The sequence below is a fragment of the Clostridium carnis genome, from assembly GCF_054657435.1.
The window spans coordinates 2,940,229-2,960,985 of record NZ_BAAHYS010000001.1 but is presented as its reverse complement, the minus strand read 5'-3'; the positions used below and the strand labels follow the sequence as shown (position 1 = coordinate 2,960,985).

The following is a 20,757-nucleotide window of genomic DNA, read 5'->3' as shown; positions in this document are numbered from 1 at the left end:
TATGAAATTAAAAGCAAATTTATTAGATGATAAAGCTATAAAAAGAAGTTTAATTAGAATATCTCATGAAATTATTGAAAAAAATAAAGGGGTAGAGGATATAGTTTTAGTTGGGATAAAAAGAAGAGGATATCCTCTAGCAAAAAGAATAGCTAATAATATTAAAAATATAGAAGGTGTAGAAATTCCAGTTGGATACGTAGATATAACTTTATATAGAGATGATATTACAGAAATTAAAGATATGCCAAAGGTTAATAATATTGATTTAGGTGTAGCTGTTAAAGGTAAAAAAGTTATATTAGTTGATGATGTATTATATACATGTAGAACAGTTAGAGCTGCAATTGATGCTATAATAGATTGTGGAAGACCAGAGCAAATTCAATTAGGAGTTTTAATTGATAGAGGTCATAAAGAATTGCCTATTAGAGCAGATTATGTTGGTAAAAACATACCAACATCCAAGTCAGAGATAATAGCCGTAGAAATTGAAGAAATTGATGGGAATGACTCAGTAAAAATTTATGAAGATTAAAATCAAAGGAGAAAGATAATGGAATATAATTTAATTGCTACTACTACTTTTGGTTTAGAAGGAATTACAGCAAAGGAATTAAAAGCTTTAGGATATGAAGACTTAAAAACTGAAAATGGGAAAGTATATTTTACTGGAGATGAAATGGATATAGCTATTGCTAATATTCATTTAAGAACTGCAGATAGAATATTAATAAATATGGCAGAGTTTGAAGCTAGAAGTTTCGAAGAATTATTTCAAGGAACAAAAAATGTAAATTGGGCAGAAATAATTCCTAAGGATGGAATTATGCATGTAAATGGAAAATCAGTAAAGTCAACTTTACATAGTGTTCCTGACTGTCAATCTATAGTAAAAAAAGCAATAGTTAATAGTATGAGTGAACATTATGGAATTAGCCATTTTGAAGAGAGTGGACCTTTATATAAAATTGAAGTTTCAATATTAAAAGATAAAGTTACATTAACAATTGATACATCAGGTCCAGGGCTTCATAAAAGAGGTTATAGAGAAGAAGCTGGTATAGCTCCTCTTAAAGAAACATTAGCTGCAGCAATGGTATTGATTTCTAGATGGAAAGAAGATTTTGTTCTTGTAGATCCTTTTTGTGGTTCAGGAACAATACTAATTGAGGCCGCAATGATAATGTTAAATATTGCACCAGGAATGTGTAGAAGTTTTACATGTGAAACTTGGCCAACAATGGATAGTGATATTTTTGAACAAGTCAGAGAAGGTGCTGAAAGAGCTATAAAAGATAAGGATATAAAATTAGTAGGTTATGATATTGATGGAAGAATGTTAAAGGTTGCAAGAAGTAATGCGCAAAAAGCTGGAGTTTCAAAATATATAGAATTCCAAAAGAGAGATTTTAATGATTTTTCTAATAGTAACAAATATGGATTTATTATATCAAATCCACCATATGGTGAACGTTTAGGAGAAAAGGAAGAGGTTAAAAACTTATATAAAACTTTTGGATTATTCAAAAGAAGATTTGGAACTTGGGATTATAATATACTTACATCATTTGAAAGATTTGAAGAGCCATTTGGAAGAAAAGCATCTAAAAACAGAAAGTTATATAGTGGTAAGCTAAAATGTTATTATTATCAATATTTTGATAATAATCAAATTAAAAATGATGGTGATATGGTAATTAATCATATTTAAAGTTTTAAAGTAAAAATACACCTTAGAAAATTTCTAGGGTGTATTTTTAGAATATATTATTTTTTAAAAGTTATTTTATTATTAATAATATCAAAATTATTATAGTATGATGGCTCAGTGTATAATGTATAGTTAGTGTGATAAATAACCATACCAGGTTTAGAACCAGTTGGTTTTTTTAAATTTTTCACTAGTGTATAATCTATAGGAACTTTTGTAGATTCCTTTGCTTTACTATAATGAGCTGCAAGTATAGCTGCTTCCTCCAAAGTATTATCAGGAATATTATCAGAACAAATAATAACATGAGAACCAGGAATGTTTTTCGTATGCAGCCACATATAATTTTTATTTGCAAATTTTAAACTTAAATAATCATTTTGCAAATTATTTTTTCCTACATATATATCAATATCATCAGATGATTTAAAGTGAAGAGGTTTAGAAGTTTTTTCTTTTTTATTAGATTTATTTGAATTTCTAAATTTTAAATAACCAGTTTCTATTAATTCTTTTTTTATATCATCAATTTCAATATATGTTTCACAATTTAAAATATTAGTTAAAACTGAGTTTAAATATTCAAGTTCCTCAGCATTTTTAAGTAATTGTTCTAGTGCAGCTTCTTCAGATTTTTTTAATTTATTATAGCGCTTATATAAAAATTGTATATTTTCAGATGGAGTTTTATTTTCATCAAGTTCAATATTTATATATTCTTCTTTTTCACTATAAAAATTACAAACAGTAATTTCTTTATCACCTTTTTTTACTTCATATATAAAAGAAGTAAGCAAATCGCCTTTTATTCTAAACTTTTCCTTTTCATTACAATCTCTTAATATATTATTAAGTTTTTTATCTTTATTAATACATCTGTCTATGTTAGTATTAATAAGTCTTTGCAAGTCTATTGATCTATTAGTAAGTCTTTCTTGCTTATCTTTAGTTGCAAAAAATTCTTCTAATAGTTTACTTGGATCTTCAAAAACAATAGTTGAATACTTATTTTCTAAAGTTCCTAATTTTATACAATAGAAATCTTTGAAGATTTCTGAATCCTTATAAATTCTATGACATATATTATCTTTTAAATTTAATATAAAATTATTTATAAAAGATAATATTTCTTTAGAACTTAAATTATTATTACTATTTATAAAACTATTAAAAAGATTTACTGATAATTCTTTACCGATTCCAGTAAAAACCTTTGAAAATAAATTTTCATCATAAGATATATTATTTTCATTAATAAAGAAATCTAAACTACTAATTGTAAAATTAAAAGGATTAAGTTTTTTAGAGGCTGGAGGATAAACATAATTAACTCCAGGATAAAGAACTCTAAAGCTATTTATATTTGGTGTTATATGTTTTATACACTCCATAACTTTATTATCTCTTTCTCTAATAAGAGTAATATTACTATGTCTTCCCATTATTTCAGTTATTAAAAAATATTTACTGTTAAAACCCATTTCATCAGTAGATTCTATATCAATTTTAACAATACGATCTCCATCTATTTGAGAAATATCAATAATTTTTCCACCTATTAAATATTTTCTCAAAACCATTGTAAACATTGGTGCTTGAAGTGGATTTACTTTATTTATATTTGTAAGATGAATTCTTGGAAATTTTGATGATGCAGATATCAAGAGTTTTAAATTTTGTCTTTCTTTTCTTAATGTAAAAATCACTTCATCTTTTTCCGGTTGATTTATTTTATCTATTTTAGAATTTAATATTGATTTTTTTAAATCATCAATTAAACTATATAAGTAGATACCATCTAAAGCCATAAGTATCATCCTTTCTTTGGTAGTAAGTTAAGGATAGTATAACATTTATAGAGTTACTTTATCAATGGAATATACAGAGTAGTATGGTGTTAAAATAAATTTTATATTTACTTTAATCATAAATGTGGTAAATTTAAACATAGATTACAGTAATAGTTATTATTTCTTGTATTGTAGCAAATGATAATTAAGGGTATAATGTAAAAGAAAGTATTAAAATGGAAAAAACCATATTAATATAAATAAAAGTTAAAAGTTTTTAAGTGTAATTAGCATATTCATAGATGAGGTAGAAAATATGAAAAAAAGAAAGAGACATATTTGTTTATTTGCTACTTTAATAGTTACAAGCTTTTTTTTCATTGGATGTAATAAAGAAAATAATGAAAAAAAGGTTGAACTAAAATTATCACAAGGGGCAGTGGCAAAGGAAGCTAATGGAGAATATAAAATATACGACTATATAAACAACGCATATTCTAAAGTTGACTTAAATAAAACTATTACAGCTTTTGATAAAAAGAGCTTAAAATACTTATATAATTCAGAAGGGAAAAATTACATATATTCTAATGGAAAAGAAATACCTATAGAAGATGATAAAGTAATAAGTAGCAAAATATCTTCAGGTGGAAAATATGTTTCTTATTTTACTGGTGATCCAATTTTAGAAGTGAAATTATTAGATGTTGAAAAGAATAAAAATATAGAATTTAATAGTAATGTAGCTATTTCAGGAGATTTTTTAGATTGGTTAGATGAGGAAACAATAGTTTATTATGGAATTGATAATAATAAAAGAAATGGAATATTTATGTATAATATTTCCGAAAAAAAAGAAGAACTACTATATAAATTAGAAGTTGGATATATAGAGTTTTTTAAGGTATCAGGTAATGGCGTAATATTTTTACAAGAAACTACAAATAAGAAAAAAGTTCTTAAATCAGTAGATAAAAATAAAAATGTAGCTGAGCTTACTAAAGATGTTTTAGAAGTAAATGATATTATAATAATAAATGATGCAGTTTATATGTTAGGTAAAATGGTAGATAATAATTATTCAATATATAAAATTGAAGGAGGGAAATTTAAAAGATTAGTTTTTGATTTTCCTACTATGCTTCATTTAGAAAAAGGTTTATCACAAGATGAAAAAGGTAATTTATTATTTGTAGGCAGTAATGAATCTTTTGAAAAGGAAAATGTATATTTATATGAAAATGGTGAAGTAAAATACTTAACTAATGATAATTCTAAATACTATTTCATAAGGTTTAGTTAAAAATATATTCATAACGTAAATGTTATGAATATATTTTTTTTATTATTTTTTAACTGTATAATATGTAAAAATATGGTTAATAATTATGCTAGGTGGTGGTGTTTTGAATAATAAAAATTATATTAATGAGGTAGACTTAAATGTTGCAAGAAAAGTTAATATAAATCAAGCTAAGACTAAAAAGTTTTTGCCAATTAAAGTAATAGATGAAAATATAGTTATAATTGCTAAAGAAGAAAATAGAGCAAATTTTGAAGAGATAAAATTTATCTATAATAAAAATATAATTGTTGATATTTGTACAGAAGATTATATTTATTCTATGATAGATAAGGTTTTCTTAGGAGAAAGTGAAAACTTAGTAAATGATATATTAGAAAATGCAATTAAGTATAATTCATCTGATATTCATTTTGAACCAGGTAAAAAAGACGTAATTATACGCTTTAGAATTGATGGTGTACTTATATTACAATATAAAGTTACTCATAATGAGTATAATATACTCTTATCTAAAATTAAAATTGAAAGTAATATGGATATAACAGAAAAAAGAAGACCACAAGATGGAAAATATACAATAAGATTAGATAAAAAAAATTATGACTTAAGAATTTCTACATTACCAACTTTTTATGGCGAAAAATTAGTGGTTAGAATTTTATATGGAACAGTCTTTAATTATTCGTTGAAAAGTTTAAATTTAACACAATATCAATATGAAAAAATTAAAAAAATAATATCTAGAAAACACGGACTAACTATAATAAATGGACCAACTGGGAGTGGTAAATCTACTACTCTATATACCATATTACAGGAAATAAATAATATGGATATTAATATTACAACAATTGAGGATCCTGTAGAAATCTTGATAGAAGGTATAAATCAAGTTTCTCTAAATAGAAAAGTAGATATAGATTTTGCAAATGGTTTACGAAGTATTTTAAGGCAAGATCCAGATGCAATGATGATTGGGGAAATAAGAGATGAAGAAACAGCTCAAATGGCAGTAAGAGCTTCATTAACAGGGCATAAAGTATATTCAACTATTCATACTAAAACACCTAGAGATGTTTATTTAAGGCTAGAAGATATGGGGGTTAAAGATTATCTTTTAAAAGATTCTTTAATAGGGATTATTTCACAAAGACTAATTAAGGTTTTATGTGAGAAATGCAAAAAAGAAATTGGCAATTTTATATTTAAGGGTGAAACTTTAAAGAAATATAAAAAGTGTGGATGTTCATATTGTAATTATACTGGGTATAAAGGAAGATCGATAGTATGTGCAATATATTACTTAGATAATGATAAAGAATTTATTTCAAATATTTTCCAGGAAATAAATTTATTAAATAATTCAGAGATGATAGACAATTTAGATCTATTACTTAAATCTGGATCTATAACAACAGAAGATTATAATGAGTTTTTACAGATGGAAGGGGTTGAAGAGGTTGAAAATAAGAAGGGAATATCCTAAATATGATGATAATAATCTTCATATTATAGCATCAAATATGGCAATGCTTTATGATGAAGGAATTCCATTTTTAATAATTATGGATTTACTATTAGAGTTACCACTTACTAATGCTTATAAAAATAGTATAACTTTATTAAAAACTTATGTAAATAATGGAATGTCATTAGAGGATGGACTTAGGCAGAGTAGTTATCTATATCCAGAATTTTTTATAAGTATGATTGCAGTTGGTGAAAAAAGTGGAAGGTTAACTGAGGTTTTAAGGGGGATAGAAGAATATTATTTAAAAATGTCAAATATAAAGAAAAGTATTAAAAGTGCTTTATCTTACCCTACTTTATTATTAATTTCTATAATAGTTATGATATTCTTTATGATTTTTGGTATTATACCAAGTTTTTATGATTTTTATATATCATCTGGAATTGAACCTCCATTAATATGTGAAGCTATGTATATTTTTGTTAACTATATAAAATCTAATTTTATTAATGGTATGGCTTTTATATTTTGTTGGGGGGGACTATTATCTTTAGGAATATTAAATTTATTAAAATACAAAAAAGTAACTTTTGTAAATAAAATTACCTTTTTTAGAGACTTAAATGAATATATATTAATATCATTATTATCTATAATAGTAAAAAGCGGAATTAACTTATCAAAGGGATTAAATTATTGTGAAGAAAGTTTTAGAGAGGTAACTTTAAGAAAAAATTTCAACCTATTAAATAAAAATATAATAAATGGAATTGGATTAGCGGATTCATTGGAAGAATTAAATCAATTTTCAAGTTATTCAATTGCAATAATAAGACTTGGAGAAGAAGGTGGATCGGTAGATAAAAGGCTTGAGTCATTATCTTGTTATTTAGAAAGAAAAACTATATCAAAAATAAATGAATTTTTGAAATTAGTAGAACCAGTAATGATAATTGTAATGGCAGTAATTGTAGTAATATTTATTGGTATTTTTGTATTACCTTTATTTAATTCCTTAATTGGAGGAATATAGTGAAAAGAAAAAGAGGATTTACTTTAATAGAGTTAGTGGTAGTACTTTTTATTATAGGAACGCTATTAACAGTGGGGATAAAATTTATAACCTCTATTTCTAAAGCTAAAAGTGATGTGGAATTCACAAGCTATATTTATGAGGTTAGGCAACTTTTAAGCTTAGGAAAAAGTTTTTGTAGGAAATATGGTGTAACAGGAGATATTGCAATGTCCCTTGATAAAAAGACTTTTGTTTTAAGTGCAGGTGGATCAAAAATAAATATAACTAAAGAAATAAAGTTCCCAAGTTATATTAATGTTGGAAATAACTTTAAAGGAAACATAATTAAAATAGATGAGTCGGGATTTATTACAACACCAGGAACTATTAATATGGTAAATAAGAGAGATAAAAACAAATTAATAGAAATTTCAATAGGGGTAGGAAATGATATAATCGGGGTGAAAGAGTGATAAGAAAGTTAAGGACAAAGGGAAGTATTCTTGTTGAAGTTATAGTTGGAATGTTAATTTTAGTAATTGCAATTAACATATCAATGAAAGTTATGGTGGGAAATGAGAGAAGTAAGATTATTAGATTCTCAGAAGAGGAAGTAAATAGAGTATTATATTCGGTTATTAATGAGGTTAAATATAATATTACTCTTAAAGAAACAAAGAAATTTTTACTTGAAAATAATTTATCTTTTGAATACTATGATAACTTTCTTGTTTAATGAAAACCACCTGCTATGCAGGTGAGTTCCGAAAAGCTTTAGCGGTCAGTAGGAAATAAAAACCTCCTTTGGTATAATTAAACTAGGTTCGACAGCCAAATTTAATAACCAAAGGAGGCATCCGTAATGGATAGTAATAGTTTATCACATACAAAATGGAATTGTAAATATCATATAGTATTCGCGCCTAAGTATAGGAGGAAAGAGCTATATGGAGAAAAGAAAAAAGAAATAGGTAAAATATTAAGACAGTTATGTGAGTGGAAAGGTGTAACTATAATCGAGGCGCATGTATGCGTTGATCATATACATATGTTGGTTGAGATACCACCAAAGATGAGTGTATCAGGCTTTGTAGGATTTTTAAAAGGAAAAAGTAGTCTTATGATTTTTGAAAGATTTGCAAACTTGAAGTATAAGTATGGAAATAGACATTTTTGGTGTCGTGGATTTTATGTGGATACAGTAGGAAGAAATAGAAAGGCAATTGAAGAATATATAAGAAATCAAGAAAAAGAAGATATGATTTCAGATCAAATAAGTATGAAAGAATATATGGACCCTTTTAAGGGTAGCAAGTAACATAGTATGCGGCTGGCGAACCAATTTAAGCGCCTTAAGGCGCAATGCAGGTAAGAGGCCCTTATAGGGCTTAGGAAATACCACCAGCTAAGCTGGTGGATTTTTATTAAAGACTTATCAGTAACTTCTATAGAAAGTATGAAAAAAGGAGATGATATTATCATTTCTAAGATTAATGAAATAAATAATGGCCATACTTTGGAACTGAAAATTGTAGTAAAGAAAATGTTAGGTGGCAAGGAGGTAATAAGTGAAAGAAAATTTATTAAATCTTATTGGATGGAGGAAATATAAAAATAAAAGAAATAAAGGGTATACATTAGTTGAAGTAGTTATTTGTATATGTATAAGTAGTATAGTTCTTTCAGTTGGTATGAGTATAATAATAAAAAATTTAAATATTTTTAAAGACAGTATAAATGTAAATATTAGAAATGATAATCTAGATGATGCTATGATAACAATTGATAGAATCTTAAAAGAAAATATGATTAAAGAAATAAATATACAAGAAGGAAACTTAGAAAATGGGAAAATTGAGGTTGTTTCTTTAGAAAAGTTTAATACTGAAAAAACAATAAAGAAAACCATTATGTTAGATAACATAGAAAGAAAAATAGTACTTATAACTAGCAAAAATAATATAAACTTAAGTACTAATATAGTACTAAGAAATGTATCGGAATTTAATATTATAAAAAAAGAAAACATTAGCTATATAAATATAGGATTATTAAATGGCGAAAGGCGAATTCAATGTTTATAAAAAAGAAAAAAGGCTATATATTATTAGAATCACTTGTAATTTTAATGTTTATATTTTCAATTAGCATATACTTAAATAAATTGATTTCTAACAATTATATAAAATCAAGTTTGTTTGATACGAAATTTGATATAAGAACAATTTCTTTAAAGGAAGAAGAATTTTTATATAAAGCTTGTGAATCTATAAATAACAATAAAGATTTAGTCAATAAAATCAAGGAAGAGAAATTATTAGAAGATGAAAATGAGAATAAAATAATATATGAATATAAAAATACAGGGTTTAAGGGAAGAAAGATAGTTATAACAAGAAATGAAGATTATATTGTAGAAGAAAAGGGAAATAGTAAAAAATATACTTATTTAGAGATGAAGCTAAAAAGCAATTCACATGAAGATAAAATAGTTTTAATACCATCTTTAAATAAAACAGATTTTATATTTGGGTAAAAGGAGTATAGGAATGTATAAAAATATCTATATAGAAGAGGAGTATTATATTTATAATGGGAAAAAATACGAGTTTAGCAATCAAAAAGAAATAAATAGAGTATTAAAAGGAAACATTAATATTTTAATTTTAGGAGAGCAGTTATTAATTAAAAAATATAATTTAGAGAGTAATATAGACAATCTAGAAAAATATGTAGATGATATTATTAAAAGAGAATTTAGAATTTATAGTGATATGTTATTTCATTATGAATACATTAAAGATTTAGATATATTATATCTATATTCAATTAAAAGAGGAAAAGAGGCTGAAATTTTAGGAAGTAAAGCAAAAAAATTAAATGTTATTCCAATACAGTTCTTAATTAAAAATAAAATAAAATTAAAGTTTGATCTTACAAAAGTATATACAATAATTAGTAAATATAGAGATAAGTATTATTTACTTGAAATAAGAAATGGATTAATAGTAAATAATATAGTTTCTAATTTAAAGGAAGATATAGAAATCTATTTAAATAACAATAAGGGAGAAAGAGATTTTATTATAGATAAATATTTAAAAGATGATTTTAAATATGAAGAAATTTCAAAGGGGAATTTTAAATTCTTAGAAATAAGGAAGTGTATAAGTGAAAAAATATCTTAAAAACAATAATTTTATACCTAATGGATTTATAGAAAAAAATAACTTAAAAATTAAAAATAGTAATAGAAAAGCAATAATATATTTGATTCTATTAAATATAGCTATACTTCCTTTAACCTTAGATAAATTTACTTATATATACAAAAAAGAAGAAGAGGTTACAGAGGAAATAATAGAAATACAAAGGGGAATATATATACAAGATATAGTATTTTGGTTTGGGTTAATAGATAAAGATGTTATTGAGTTAAATATATTAGATGGAATAGGGGAAATTAAGGTTAATAGTAAAGAAAAGATATATACCTTAGAAGAAAATTATAAGTTATCAATAAAAAGTATAACTCAAAATAATGAAGGTAATTTTATATTGGGAATTAATTAAGGGAGGAATAATGAAGCTTAGAAGTTTAATAGGATTAATTTTTATAATATCAATTACAATAGTACAAATTTTTATAAACAACTATAATTTTAATGAAGCCACATCTGAGGTAATAAGTGAAGTAAATGTGGAAAATACAAGCTGTAAATTAAATATATCCAATATATATGAAGAACTAGGTAGTTTACATAATGCTAGTATAGTAAGTATTAATAACGAAAATGATAATTGGAAGATTAATTTAAATATTAAAGGTTCAGCAAAAGATATAGAAAGTAATTTAAATAAAATTTCAAGTTTTTATATAAATAGTTATGCTATAAGCTATGTAGAAAGTACACTTAATTTAGATCTTGAAATAATAAGTAAAAAGTGACAATATATATAAAACTTTCTTTTAATAATTGCATTTATCTGTGAATTTTGATAAAATATTTTTGTTATGTCATAGTAACACATTAAATTATGACTATTTAGATAATAATTGGGTTATAATAATCTATGAATTAAGTTATTTTTTGGAGGGATATTATATGATATCAGCAGGTGATTTAAGAAAAGGTACAACTTTTGAGCATGAAGGACAAGTTTTTACAGTTATAGACTTCTTACATGTAAAACCAGGTAAGGGAGCTGCTTTCGTTAGAACAAAGCTTAGAAATGTTATTTCAGGTGGTGTAACAGATACTACTTTTAACCCAACTGCAAAATTACAAGAAGCAGTAATAGAAAGAAAAGAAATGCAATATCTTTATTCAGATGGAGAACTTTACTACTTCATGGATCAAGAAACTTTTGAGCAAATCCCATTAAACTTCGAAAAGGTTGAGGATGCAATAAAGTATTTAAAAGAAAATATGTTTGCAATTATTAAATTTTATAAGGGTGAAGCTTTCTCAGTAGAAGCTCCAAACTTTGTTGAGCTTTTAATAACTCAAGCAGATCCAGGAGTTAAAGGTAATACAGCTACAAACTCATTAAAGCCAGCAACATTAGAAACAGGTGCAATTGTAAATGTTCCTATGTTTGTTAATGAAGGAGATACTATAAGAGTAGATACAAGAACTGGCGACTATATGGAAAGAGTATAATATTTTTAAAATGCTAAGTTTAAAAACTTAGCATTTTTTAAAATATGTATATTTATAAATAGATATATTATAAATAATCTTAATATAATTATTTCAAAGGGAAGTGAAAATATGAAAGAAATAAAAGATAATATAAATTTGTTAAAAGAGACCATTACAAATTTATCAGATGGAAAAAATAAAGAAATTTTCAGTCAAATTAGTAGCATTTTAGTAAGTTTATCTGATAAATTAGAGGAAACTATAGTTAAACAGGAATTTTTAGAGGAAAATGTTCAATATATGGATGAAGATATTACAGATCTTCAAGAAGAATTATTTGAAGAAGTTTCTTTTGATGATTTAAATGAAATAGAAGATGAGTATATAGAAATAACTTGTACTAACTGTAAAAAACCATTTTTTGTAGAAAAAGATGCATTAGATAATAATAAATTGATTCCATGTCCATTTTGTTCAAAAAATATTAAATAAATTATTTTAATAAAAAGATAATATGTTTTGTATTACTTAGATAAAAATTAGTAATACAAAACATATTATCTTTTTTTGTTTATATTTTATAAAAATATTTTACATATTTAATTATAAGTATGAATATTATTTGATAGTAGGCAATAAAGTTTATAGAGAACCTTAGAAAAGGAAGTGATAAAATTTGATAAGTGAAGATGAGATATTAAAGATACTACCATTAAAGGTTTGTAGTGAAATAACTCCTTACTATAAAGAGAATAAAGTACAAGAAATAAGAATAAAATCAGGAAAGCCAATAATAATAAATTCTTTAGAGGGTGAAAAGGTATTAAATTATAAACCTACCTTAGAAGAAATTAAACAAACATTAGTTAAAATATCAAATTATTCATTATATGCTTATGAAGAGGAAATTAAGCAAGGATACTTAACAATAAAAGGCGGTCATAGAATAGGTATTGCAGGAGAATGTGTAAATGTTAATGGAAGTATTAGAACTATTAAAAACATTGCATCATTAAATATAAGAATTTGTAGAGAAGTAATTGGATGTTCAAATGAGATTATGAAATATATTTCAAAAGATAATAGAATATTTAATACATTAATAGTTTCACCACCTAAATGTGGTAAAACAACTATGCTTAGAGATATATCTAGAAATATTTCAGATGGAATGGGCATTATTTCGTTAAGAGGAAAAAAGATATGTATTATTGATGAGAGAAGTGAAATAGCAGCTTGTTATAATGGGGTTCCTCAAATGAATGTAGGGATTAGAACAGATGTATTAGATAATTGTTTAAAAACAGAAGGGATGATTATGGCTATAAGAAGTCTTTCACCAGATGTTTTAATATGTGATGAAATAGGAACATCAAAAGATATAGATGCACTTCATATGGCCTTTAATTCAGGTGTAAACATTATAGTAACAGTTCATGGATATAGTGTTGAAGATATATATAAAAGAAAAGTATTTAAAAATTTATTAGAAAATTCTATTTTAGATAGAATAGTGGTTTTAAGTAATAGAAGAGGAATTTCAACCTTAGAAAATGTATATGAAATTAGTATAGGTGGTGAGTTAAAATGCTTAAAATGATTTCAATATTTATTATTTTTTTAGGATGTAGCTATATGGGATTTTATTATGGTGAGAATTTTAAAAGGCGAAGTAAACAATTAAATTCAATATTAAAATCAGTATTTTTTTTAAATAATGAAGTAATATATGCAACAACTCCATTACCAGAAGCATTAGAATATATATCACATAAAGTTGAAGAGCCATTAAAAAAACTTTTTATAGGAGTTTCAAAAGAATTAAAATCAGGAGAAAGTTTAACTGTTTATGAAGCTTTTAGCAATGAATATAAAAAGTATAAAGGTGATTTTTACTTACATGAAGATGATAAGAAAGTATTAAAGGATTTTATAAAATCATTAGGGGAGTCTGGAGTATATGGACAAGATAAATTATTTAATTTAACTATAGAGAATTTAAAGATAAATTGTAAAGTAGCAGAGGAAGTTTCAAGCAAAAATACAAAAATGTATAGAGGAATAGGTGTTTGTGTAGGAGCTATGATTGCAATATTTTTATTATAAATTGGAGGGGTAAGAATGATAGATGTAAATATATTGTTTAAGATTGGAGCAATGGGAATATTGTTAATTGTTTTAGATAAAGTGTTAAAAAGTAGTGGGAAAGATGATATAGCAACCATTACAAATATAGCAGGTGTTGTAATTATTTTATTAACTGTAATAGGATTAATAGGAAATTTATTTGATACTGTTAAAACCATGTTTATGCTATAGGTGATAATTATGGAGATATTAAAAATTGTATCCTTTGCATTTGTAGCATTATTTATTTTTATACTATTTAAGGATAAAAGGAATGATTTAGCAGTTTTAATTTCATTAGCTGCAGGAGCGATAATTTTCCTATTTATTATTACACAATTAACAGATGTTATAAGTTTTATAAGAAATATTGCAGACAGAGCCAATATTGATATGGTTTATATAGGTATAGTACTCAAAATACTAGCAATAGCTTATTTAGCGTCATTTTGCAGTGAAATATGCAAAGATGCAGGAGCAGGAAGTATAGCATCTAAAGTTGAATTTTCAGGAAAAGTATTAATTTTAGCTTTAGCAGTACCTATATTAATGGCTGTACTTGATTCTATATTACAAATATTGTAGGTGTTATTATGGAGAGAATAAAAAAAATAACAAAGGACTTAGTAATAGTAATTTCTATTTTTATTATAGCAAGTGTAATATTTCCAACTGTTAATGTCTATGCTAATGATAAGAGTACAAGCATTAACATAGAAGAAAGAAATATGGAATTTAAAATTAATGAAGATGGATATACAAACGATGATAAAGTAAATAAAAAGTTAGAAAACTTATATGATTATATAAATAACATGAAAACAGATGTTGAGCTTATGAATGAATTAAATCCATTAGAATACTTTAAAAGTTATATGAAAAGTGGAGAAGGGAATATTTCATTTAAGGATATTTCAAAAGCAGTAGTAAATTTTATGTTTAAGGAAGTAAAAACAGTATTAACATTGGCAATTACAATTATTATAATAGCTATAATTTGTTCATTACTTAAAAATTTACAATCAGCATTTTCAAGTGAAAGTATTTCTAATATAGCATTTTTTGCTTGTTATGCATTATTAATTGTTATATTGTCTAAAAGTTTTTTAGTTTCTATAACATTAGCAAAAGACATAATAATAGATATAGGAAATTTTATGGCAGCTATATTGCCCATTTTAGTTATAATGCTAGGAAGCGCAGGTGGTTTTACTCAAGCCGCAACTATGGACCCAATTGTTATAGGAGCAACTATTTTAGTTCCAAGAATATATTTAACAGTAATAATCCCACTAATACTAGCAACTTTTGTTCTTGAATTTGCAAATAATATTTCAACAGAGCATAAAATAAGTAATCTATGTAAATTAATGAAACAAATCACTTTATTAATGCAAGGAATAGTATTAACAGTATTTATTGGCTTATTGACTATAAGAGGAATAAGTGCATCAACTATAGATGCTGTTACTTTAAAAACAGCAAAATTTGCAATTGATAATTTTATACCTATAGTTGGAAAAGCTTTTTCAGATGCCATTGCTTCATTTGCAGGGTACTCATTAATAATAAAGAATGCTATTAGTTCAATAGGTCTAATAACAATAATATTATTAATGTTATATCCAATTATAAAACTTGCATTAATGTCGTTAGTTTATAAATTAACAGCTGCATTAATAGAACCTATAAGTGATAAAAGAATAACTGGATCTATAGCAGCAGCAGGTGATTCGCTTATACTTATTATGTCCTGTGTAATTTCAGTTAGTTTAATGTTTTTTATTCTTCTTTCAGTAATGGCATCAGCTGGAAAATTTGTTATAGGAGGATAAAATGGAGAAAATAAATACTTTTATAATTACATTAGTAACTATGTTAATACTAATGACAGCTATTGAACTAATAGCTCCTGATAATAGTATGAAAAAATACTTAAGATTTATATTAGGATTAATTCTAATATCAGTTATGCTAACACCGATAGTTTCAATATTAACAGGTGGTGAAAAAAGCATAATAAATGAAATAGAAAAATACCAAAATAATTATATAGATATAGGGAAGTCAAAAGAAAATATCCAGTTAGAAAATACAAGTGAGAAAGCTTTTAAAAATAACTTAGATAAAAATTGTAATAATTTATTAAAAGAAGAGTTCAAAGGAAAAGATTTCAAAAGCAACATAACTTGCAATGTTGATTTAAAAAACATGACTTACTCAATAGATAAAATTTCAGTAGGAGTAAAGGATGGCAAGGTTAAAAAGATACCAAAGATTATTATAAATACTAATGATGAAACAAGTGAAGTACTATCTTCTAATGATGAAATAGAAGGTGAGGAAGAAATAAAAAATTATATAGAAAATATACTTAAAGTATCTAAAGATAAAATAGAGGTGCATAAGTTAGAGTGATAGGAGTGAAAAAATGGGGAAAGGAAATGTTAAAAAGGAATTAACGGATATCTTAAACAATAGGAATTTCTTAAATGCTGTTAGTATTGCTTTAGTTTTAGCATTTGTATTACTTGCTATAAGCTTTCTAGCAACAGGGAGAAAAAAGACTGTAAAAACTGCAAGCACAGAAACTAATCAACAAAGTAAGACGGAGGTGGCCTTAACTTCTGAAGAAATTTCAAGTTATGAAAGTTTACAAAAGAGAGACTTAAAAAACTTAATTTCAAAAATGGATGGAGTTGGAGAAGTAGAGGTTATGATGTACTTTAAAAGTGGAGAAATTAAAGTACCAGCATTAGATAATAATACACAAGTAACTGTAACTGAGGAATCAGATAGAGATGGAGGAAAAAGAGTAAATAATCAACAATCAGAAGGCACTAAAGTTGTCATGAGTGGAAATGGAAGTGATAACGAGCCAGTTATATTAAAAACATATAAACCAGAGATAACTGGAATTGTTATAGTTGCAGAAGGTGCTGAAAAAAGTAAAGTTAAATATGATATACAAACAGCAACTTCAAGTTTATATGGAATTTCATTAGATAAAGTTAATGTATATCCTATGAAAAATTAGCATATAATTTAAAGAGAAAATGATGGGGGGAAAATATCATGAACAGAAAACAATTTGGAATTATCTTTACGCTAATGGCTCTAATAGTATGTGTTGGAGTATTAGCAGCAAAACTAAACAAGACAGGTTACACAGATCCTACAGATTTAAGTGAGGTTCTATCACAAGGATCTACTGATGAGAAGAAGACACCAGAAAAGGACACTGAAAAGGAAAAGGATAAAGAAACACTTGGAGCACAAGATTACTTCTATAGTCTTAGAGGTGAAAAAGAACAAAAGGATGCTGCGACAATGCAACAATTAAATACAATTATTGCAGATGCAAATACTTCACAAGCTCAAAAAGATGTTGCTACAAATCAACTTACAGAAAAAACTATGATAAGAGATAAGGAAAATAGAATAGTACTAAACGTAAAAAATAAGGGCTTTGAAGACGCAATATGTTCTATAGATGGCAATAAAGTTAGAATAGTGGTTAAGGCTGAAGAACTTAGTGAAGCTGATAATGCATCAATTCAAGAAATTGCAGAAAATGTATCATCAATAAGCGATGTAATAATAGAAGTTAAGAAATAATTCCGTTGTAATATAACAATGGGTTTGATATAATAAACATAAGAAAAAAAGTTTTGCTTTGCAAAACTATAAGGAGGGTAAGTTTATGGAAAATATAAACAACGATGCAGACCTTGGAATTGTAAAAATTTCAGATGAAGTTGTTAGTGTTATAGCTGGAATTGCAGCTGAGGAGATAAATGGCATAGTTGATATCCAACAATTAGTTGGAAATAACATATCACAGTTATTAAAAGGTAAGAAAACTTCAGGAAAGAACGTAAAGGTTACATTAAGTGAAGATAGTGCAGTAATTAATTTAAGTGTAGCTGTTGAATACGGAATAAAGATACCAGAAGTGGTAAGTGCAGTTCAAGAAAATGTAAAGAAAACTGTAGAAGCTATGACTGGATTAAAAGTAGATTCAGTTAATATAAATGTTCAAAATATATACTTACCAAAAAATCAAAAAGACGAATGTAAGGAAGATTAATTTCACCCTCTGACTTTCAGAGGGTGTTTCCTTGTGCTTTAAAGAATTTTAGTGTAGTATATTTATGATTAAGGACCTTTCTGAAAGTCAATAATAATATTAAAAGCATACGCAGGAGGATAAGATGAATAGAAAGAGATCAAGGGAAATTGCTATGGAGTTACTTTTTGGAATGACATTAAGTAAAAATACATTAGAGGAAACAATTGAAAATTTTTTAGAAGATTATGAGATGAATTTAAAAACTATTGATTTAGAGTACATAAAAGAAATTCTTCAAAAAATTCAAGAAAATATGGACATAATAGATAGTAAAATAGAAAGTACATTAACTAACTGGAAGTTAGATAGAATTTCTAAAGTTAACTTAACAATTTTAAGAATAGCTATTGGGGAAATGTTGTTTTTAGATGATGTTCCAGAAAAAGTAGCAATTAATGAAGCAATAGAGATTACAAAAAAATATTCTGATGAAAAAAGTGTATCTTTTATAAATGGAGTATTAGACAAAGCATTTAAAAATATGTAATAAATATCTGCAAATAAGGGGGAATTAAAATGGGGCAAACTATAAATGGAAGAGAAGTTGCAGCAAAAATAAAAGAAGATATAAAAAAGTTTATAAGTGATAGAATTGAGAATGGATTAAAAACTCCTAAGATAGCTTCTATATTAGTAGGTGACGATGGTGGTTCAATATATTATATGAATAACCAAGAAAAAGTAGCTAATTCTTTAGGATGTGGATTTGAAAAAGTAATTTTAAATAATGATGTTAGCGATGACATTGTTATTAAAGCCATAGAAAAGCTTAATAAAGATGAGTTTATAAGTGGAATTATTCTTCAATTACCACTTCCAAAGGGATTAGATGAAAATAAAATAATCCAAAGTATAAACCCTTGTAAAGATATAGATTGCTTAACATATATCAACCAAGGAAAGCTATATATGGGAGAAAAAAGTTTCATACCTTGCACTCCAAACTCAATAGTTACTTTAATAGAAAGCTTAAATATAAATTTAGAAGGCAAAGAAGTAGTGGTTATAGGTAGAAGCAATATTGTTGGCAAACCTGTTGCACAATTATTATTAAATAAAAATTGTACAGTTACTATTTGTCATTCTAAAACAAAAAATATTAAAGAAGTTACTAAAAGAGCTGACATTATTGTTGTAGCAATAGGAAAACCTCTTTATTTAAAAAATGAATATATAAAAACAGATGCTATTATAATCGATGTAGGTACATCATCTTATGAGGGGAAAATAACAGGTGATGTTGATTTTAATGATGTAATAGATAAGGCTTCCTTTGTTACTCCAGTACCAGGTGGAGTAGGAGCTTTAACTACTACTTTATTAATAAAAAATGCATGTGAGGCTTTAGAGAAAAATGAGAATTAAAACTTTAACTGTTTCAGAAGTAAATAATTATATTAAAAAAACTTTAGATAATGACTTTATTTTAAATAATCTCTCTGTAAAAGGAGAGATTTCTAACTTAAAGTATCATAGTAGTGGACATATATATTTTTCATTAAAGGATTCTGCGGGGAAAATAAATTGCGTAATGTTTAAAAGTAAATCTTTTGAGTTAGATTTTATATTAGAGGAAGGAATGGAGGTTATTGCAAAAGGAAGATGTTCAATCTATCCAGGTAGTGGCTCACTTCAGTTTTACATTGATACCTTAGAAAAAGAGGGTCTTGGAGAATTACATATAAAATTTGAAAAATTAAAAGATAAACTATTAAAAGAAGGATATTTTGATGAAGAATATAAGAGGTCTATTCCAACATATGTAGAAAGAGTTGGTGTTGTAACATCTGAAACTGGAGCAGTTATACAAGATATAATTAATGTTGCAAAACGGAGAAATTCACTTGTAGATATTGTTTTATATCCAGCTCAAGTTCAAGGTAAAGATGCATATAAAACAATAATAAAAGGTTTAAAATTTTTTAACAATAAAAAAAGCGTTGATGTTATAATAATAGGAAGAGGTGGAGGTTCTATAGAAGAACTTTGGAACTTTAATGAGGAAGAACTTGCAAAAGAAATATTTAATTCTACAATACCTATTATATCTGCTGTTGGACATGAAGTAGATTATACAATATCAGATTTTGTAAGTGATTTTAGAGCCTCTACACCATCACAAGCAGCTGAAATAGCTATTCCGTTAGAAATACAGTTACTTGAGAATATAAATAAGAGCAAAAGACAACTTGAACAAATTTTAATTAATAAGTATAGTAAAGAGAGAGAAAGGTTAAATAATTATAAGAAAATATTATCATTAAATAGTCCTATGAATAAAATTGCTAATGCATATTTAGAGGTTGACTCTTTAGAGAATAAAATAGCAAGTATTATGTGTAATATAATAGAGAAAGAAAAAAGCAATTTAAAAAGATTTAACGATGTTTTAGAAGCACATAATCCAATTAATGTATTAAAAAAAGGTTATTCAATAATTGAAGATGGAAAAAACAATATAATAACATCTAAAGACTCTTTAAAGGGTAAAAATGAAATTAATATTATATTAAAAGATGGATCAGTAAAGGGAATATTTAGTGAAATAGAATAAGG

General features: G+C 25.5%; 29 protein-coding genes. 28 read left to right on the top strand and 1 reads right to left on the bottom strand.

All coding sequences use genetic code 11. The features are described from left to right. Position 1: 1 nt before the first annotated feature. Together pyrR and ACYQ1T_RS14490 are read left to right on the top strand one after the other, a co-directional pair. The gene (pyrR, locus tag ACYQ1T_RS14495; protein ID WP_459836107.1) at positions 2 to 538 is read left to right on the top strand and encodes a bifunctional pyr operon transcriptional regulator/uracil phosphoribosyltransferase PyrR; all 537 of its coding nucleotides are present in this window, start codon (positions 2 to 4) and stop codon (positions 536 to 538) included. A gap of 18 nt (positions 539 to 556) precedes the next feature. After that, positions 557 to 1,714, top strand: coding sequence for a THUMP domain-containing class I SAM-dependent RNA methyltransferase (locus ACYQ1T_RS14490; protein ID WP_459836104.1), 1,158 nt, complete (start codon positions 557 to 559; stop codon positions 1,712 to 1,714). Positions 1,715 to 1,770: 56 nt separating this feature from the next. Here ACYQ1T_RS14490 and ACYQ1T_RS14485 read toward each other — a convergent pair whose 3' ends face one another. Beyond that, positions 1,771 to 3,522, bottom strand: coding sequence for an Rqc2 family fibronectin-binding protein (locus tag ACYQ1T_RS14485; protein ID WP_459836102.1), 1,752 nt, complete (start codon positions 3,520 to 3,522; stop codon positions 1,771 to 1,773). Positions 3,523 to 3,820: 298 nt separating this feature from the next. Between ACYQ1T_RS14485 and ACYQ1T_RS14480 the strand changes: the two genes are divergently transcribed. The 26 genes from ACYQ1T_RS14480 (at position 3,821) to xseA (ending at position 20,755) form a co-directional block, all read left to right on the top strand. After that, positions 3,821 to 4,807 (top strand): hypothetical protein, encoded by a 987-nt coding sequence (locus ACYQ1T_RS14480; RefSeq protein ID WP_459836100.1) that lies wholly within the window; start codon positions 3,821 to 3,823, stop codon positions 4,805 to 4,807. A gap of 103 nt (positions 4,808 to 4,910) precedes the next feature. Further along, positions 4,911 to 6,296 (top strand): GspE/PulE family protein, encoded by a 1,386-nt coding sequence (locus ACYQ1T_RS14475; RefSeq protein WP_459836099.1) that lies wholly within the window; start codon positions 4,911 to 4,913, stop codon positions 6,294 to 6,296. After that, positions 6,271 to 7,314: a type II secretion system F family protein gene (locus ACYQ1T_RS14470; RefSeq protein WP_459836098.1), complete on the top strand. Its 1,044-nt coding sequence runs from the start codon at positions 6,271 to 6,273 to the stop codon at positions 7,312 to 7,314. Before ACYQ1T_RS14475 ends, ACYQ1T_RS14470 begins: the two co-directional genes overlap by 26 nt. After that, a complete protein-coding gene (locus ACYQ1T_RS14465; protein ID WP_459836096.1) occupies positions 7,314 to 7,769 on the top strand; it encodes a type II secretion system protein in 456 nt (151 codons plus the stop codon). The genes ACYQ1T_RS14470 and ACYQ1T_RS14465 overlap by 1 nt, the downstream gene beginning before the upstream one ends. Further along, a complete protein-coding gene (locus tag ACYQ1T_RS14460) occupies positions 7,766 to 8,032 on the top strand; it encodes a hypothetical protein (protein WP_459836093.1) in 267 nt (88 codons plus the stop codon). The genes ACYQ1T_RS14465 and ACYQ1T_RS14460 overlap by 4 nt, the downstream gene beginning before the upstream one ends. Positions 8,033 to 8,158: 126 nt before the next feature. After that, positions 8,159 to 8,614, top strand: a complete 456-nt coding sequence (gene tnpA, locus ACYQ1T_RS14455; protein WP_459831012.1) for an IS200/IS605 family transposase — start codon at positions 8,159 to 8,161, stop codon at positions 8,612 to 8,614. Positions 8,615 to 8,752: 138 nt separating this feature from the next. Beyond that, positions 8,753 to 8,908 carry a hypothetical protein gene (locus ACYQ1T_RS14450; RefSeq protein ID WP_459836091.1) on the top strand — a complete coding sequence of 52 codons (156 nt, stop codon included), beginning with the start codon at positions 8,753 to 8,755 and terminating at the stop codon, positions 8,906 to 8,908. Then, the gene (locus tag ACYQ1T_RS14445; protein ID WP_459836088.1) at positions 8,865 to 9,380 is read left to right on the top strand and encodes a type II secretion system protein; all 516 of its coding nucleotides are present in this window, start codon (positions 8,865 to 8,867) and stop codon (positions 9,378 to 9,380) included. The genes ACYQ1T_RS14450 and ACYQ1T_RS14445 overlap by 44 nt, the downstream gene beginning before the upstream one ends. Beyond that, positions 9,371 to 9,832, top strand: a complete 462-nt coding sequence (locus ACYQ1T_RS14440) for a hypothetical protein (RefSeq protein ID WP_459836086.1) — start codon at positions 9,371 to 9,373, stop codon at positions 9,830 to 9,832. The genes ACYQ1T_RS14445 and ACYQ1T_RS14440 overlap by 10 nt, the downstream gene beginning before the upstream one ends. Positions 9,833 to 9,845: 13 nt before the next feature. After that, complete coding sequence (locus ACYQ1T_RS14435; RefSeq protein WP_459836084.1) at positions 9,846 to 10,484, top strand: hypothetical protein; 639 nt, start codon at positions 9,846 to 9,848, stop codon at positions 10,482 to 10,484. Then, on the top strand, positions 10,468 to 10,869 hold the full coding sequence (locus tag ACYQ1T_RS14430; protein WP_459836082.1) for a hypothetical protein: 402 nt from the start codon (positions 10,468 to 10,470) through the stop codon (positions 10,867 to 10,869). The genes ACYQ1T_RS14435 and ACYQ1T_RS14430 overlap by 17 nt, the downstream gene beginning before the upstream one ends. A gap of 10 nt (positions 10,870 to 10,879) precedes the next feature. Further along, the gene (locus tag ACYQ1T_RS14425; protein ID WP_459836079.1) at positions 10,880 to 11,245 is read left to right on the top strand and encodes a hypothetical protein; all 366 of its coding nucleotides are present in this window, start codon (positions 10,880 to 10,882) and stop codon (positions 11,243 to 11,245) included. A gap of 157 nt (positions 11,246 to 11,402) precedes the next feature. After that, positions 11,403 to 11,960 (top strand): elongation factor P, encoded by a 558-nt coding sequence (gene efp / locus ACYQ1T_RS14420; RefSeq protein ID WP_459836075.1) that lies wholly within the window; start codon positions 11,403 to 11,405, stop codon positions 11,958 to 11,960. Positions 11,961 to 12,071: 111 nt separating this feature from the next. After that, entirely contained in the window at positions 12,072 to 12,434 is a 363-nt protein-coding gene (locus ACYQ1T_RS14415) for a CD1247 N-terminal domain-containing protein (protein ID WP_459836073.1), read from the top strand. A gap of 184 nt (positions 12,435 to 12,618) precedes the next feature. After that, positions 12,619 to 13,542, top strand: a complete 924-nt coding sequence (gene spoIIIAA, locus ACYQ1T_RS14410; protein WP_459836071.1) for a stage III sporulation protein AA — start codon at positions 12,619 to 12,621, stop codon at positions 13,540 to 13,542. Then, the gene (gene spoIIIAB, locus ACYQ1T_RS14405) at positions 13,530 to 14,048 is read left to right on the top strand and encodes a stage III sporulation protein SpoIIIAB (RefSeq protein ID WP_459836069.1); all 519 of its coding nucleotides are present in this window, start codon (positions 13,530 to 13,532) and stop codon (positions 14,046 to 14,048) included. The genes spoIIIAA and spoIIIAB overlap by 13 nt, the downstream gene beginning before the upstream one ends. 15 nt (positions 14,049 to 14,063) lie before the next feature. Then, complete coding sequence (spoIIIAC, locus tag ACYQ1T_RS14400; RefSeq protein ID WP_459836067.1) at positions 14,064 to 14,261, top strand: stage III sporulation protein AC; 198 nt, start codon at positions 14,064 to 14,066, stop codon at positions 14,259 to 14,261. Positions 14,262 to 14,270: 9 nt separating this feature from the next. Next, positions 14,271 to 14,654 (top strand): stage III sporulation protein AD, encoded by a 384-nt coding sequence (gene spoIIIAD / locus ACYQ1T_RS14395; protein WP_459836064.1) that lies wholly within the window; start codon positions 14,271 to 14,273, stop codon positions 14,652 to 14,654. Positions 14,655 to 14,662: 8 nt separating this feature from the next. Continuing rightward, on the top strand, positions 14,663 to 15,904 hold the full coding sequence (gene spoIIIAE / locus ACYQ1T_RS14390; protein ID WP_459836062.1) for a stage III sporulation protein AE: 1,242 nt from the start codon (positions 14,663 to 14,665) through the stop codon (positions 15,902 to 15,904). 1 nt (position 15,905) lies between these two features. After that, entirely contained in the window at positions 15,906 to 16,487 is a 582-nt protein-coding gene (spoIIIAF, locus tag ACYQ1T_RS14385; RefSeq protein WP_459836059.1) for a stage III sporulation protein AF, read from the top strand. A gap of 13 nt (positions 16,488 to 16,500) precedes the next feature. Continuing rightward, positions 16,501 to 17,106, top strand: coding sequence for a stage III sporulation protein AG (gene spoIIIAG / locus ACYQ1T_RS14380; protein ID WP_459836057.1), 606 nt, complete (start codon positions 16,501 to 16,503; stop codon positions 17,104 to 17,106). A gap of 38 nt (positions 17,107 to 17,144) precedes the next feature. Beyond that, complete coding sequence (locus ACYQ1T_RS14375) at positions 17,145 to 17,687, top strand: SpoIIIAH-like family protein (RefSeq protein WP_459836055.1); 543 nt, start codon at positions 17,145 to 17,147, stop codon at positions 17,685 to 17,687. 85 nt (positions 17,688 to 17,772) lie between these two features. Further along, the gene (locus ACYQ1T_RS14370) at positions 17,773 to 18,159 is read left to right on the top strand and encodes an Asp23/Gls24 family envelope stress response protein (RefSeq protein WP_459836053.1); all 387 of its coding nucleotides are present in this window, start codon (positions 17,773 to 17,775) and stop codon (positions 18,157 to 18,159) included. Positions 18,160 to 18,283: 124 nt separating this feature from the next. Continuing rightward, the gene (nusB, locus tag ACYQ1T_RS14365; protein WP_459836050.1) at positions 18,284 to 18,688 is read left to right on the top strand and encodes a transcription antitermination factor NusB; all 405 of its coding nucleotides are present in this window, start codon (positions 18,284 to 18,286) and stop codon (positions 18,686 to 18,688) included. A 29-nt stretch (positions 18,689 to 18,717) separates the two neighbouring features. Then, entirely contained in the window at positions 18,718 to 19,566 is an 849-nt protein-coding gene (locus tag ACYQ1T_RS14360; RefSeq protein WP_459836048.1) for a tetrahydrofolate dehydrogenase/cyclohydrolase catalytic domain-containing protein, read from the top strand. Beyond that, positions 19,556 to 20,755 (top strand): exodeoxyribonuclease VII large subunit, encoded by a 1,200-nt coding sequence (gene xseA, locus ACYQ1T_RS14355; protein WP_459836046.1) that lies wholly within the window; start codon positions 19,556 to 19,558, stop codon positions 20,753 to 20,755. The genes ACYQ1T_RS14360 and xseA overlap by 11 nt, the downstream gene beginning before the upstream one ends. Positions 20,756 to 20,757: the final 2 nt, after the last annotated feature.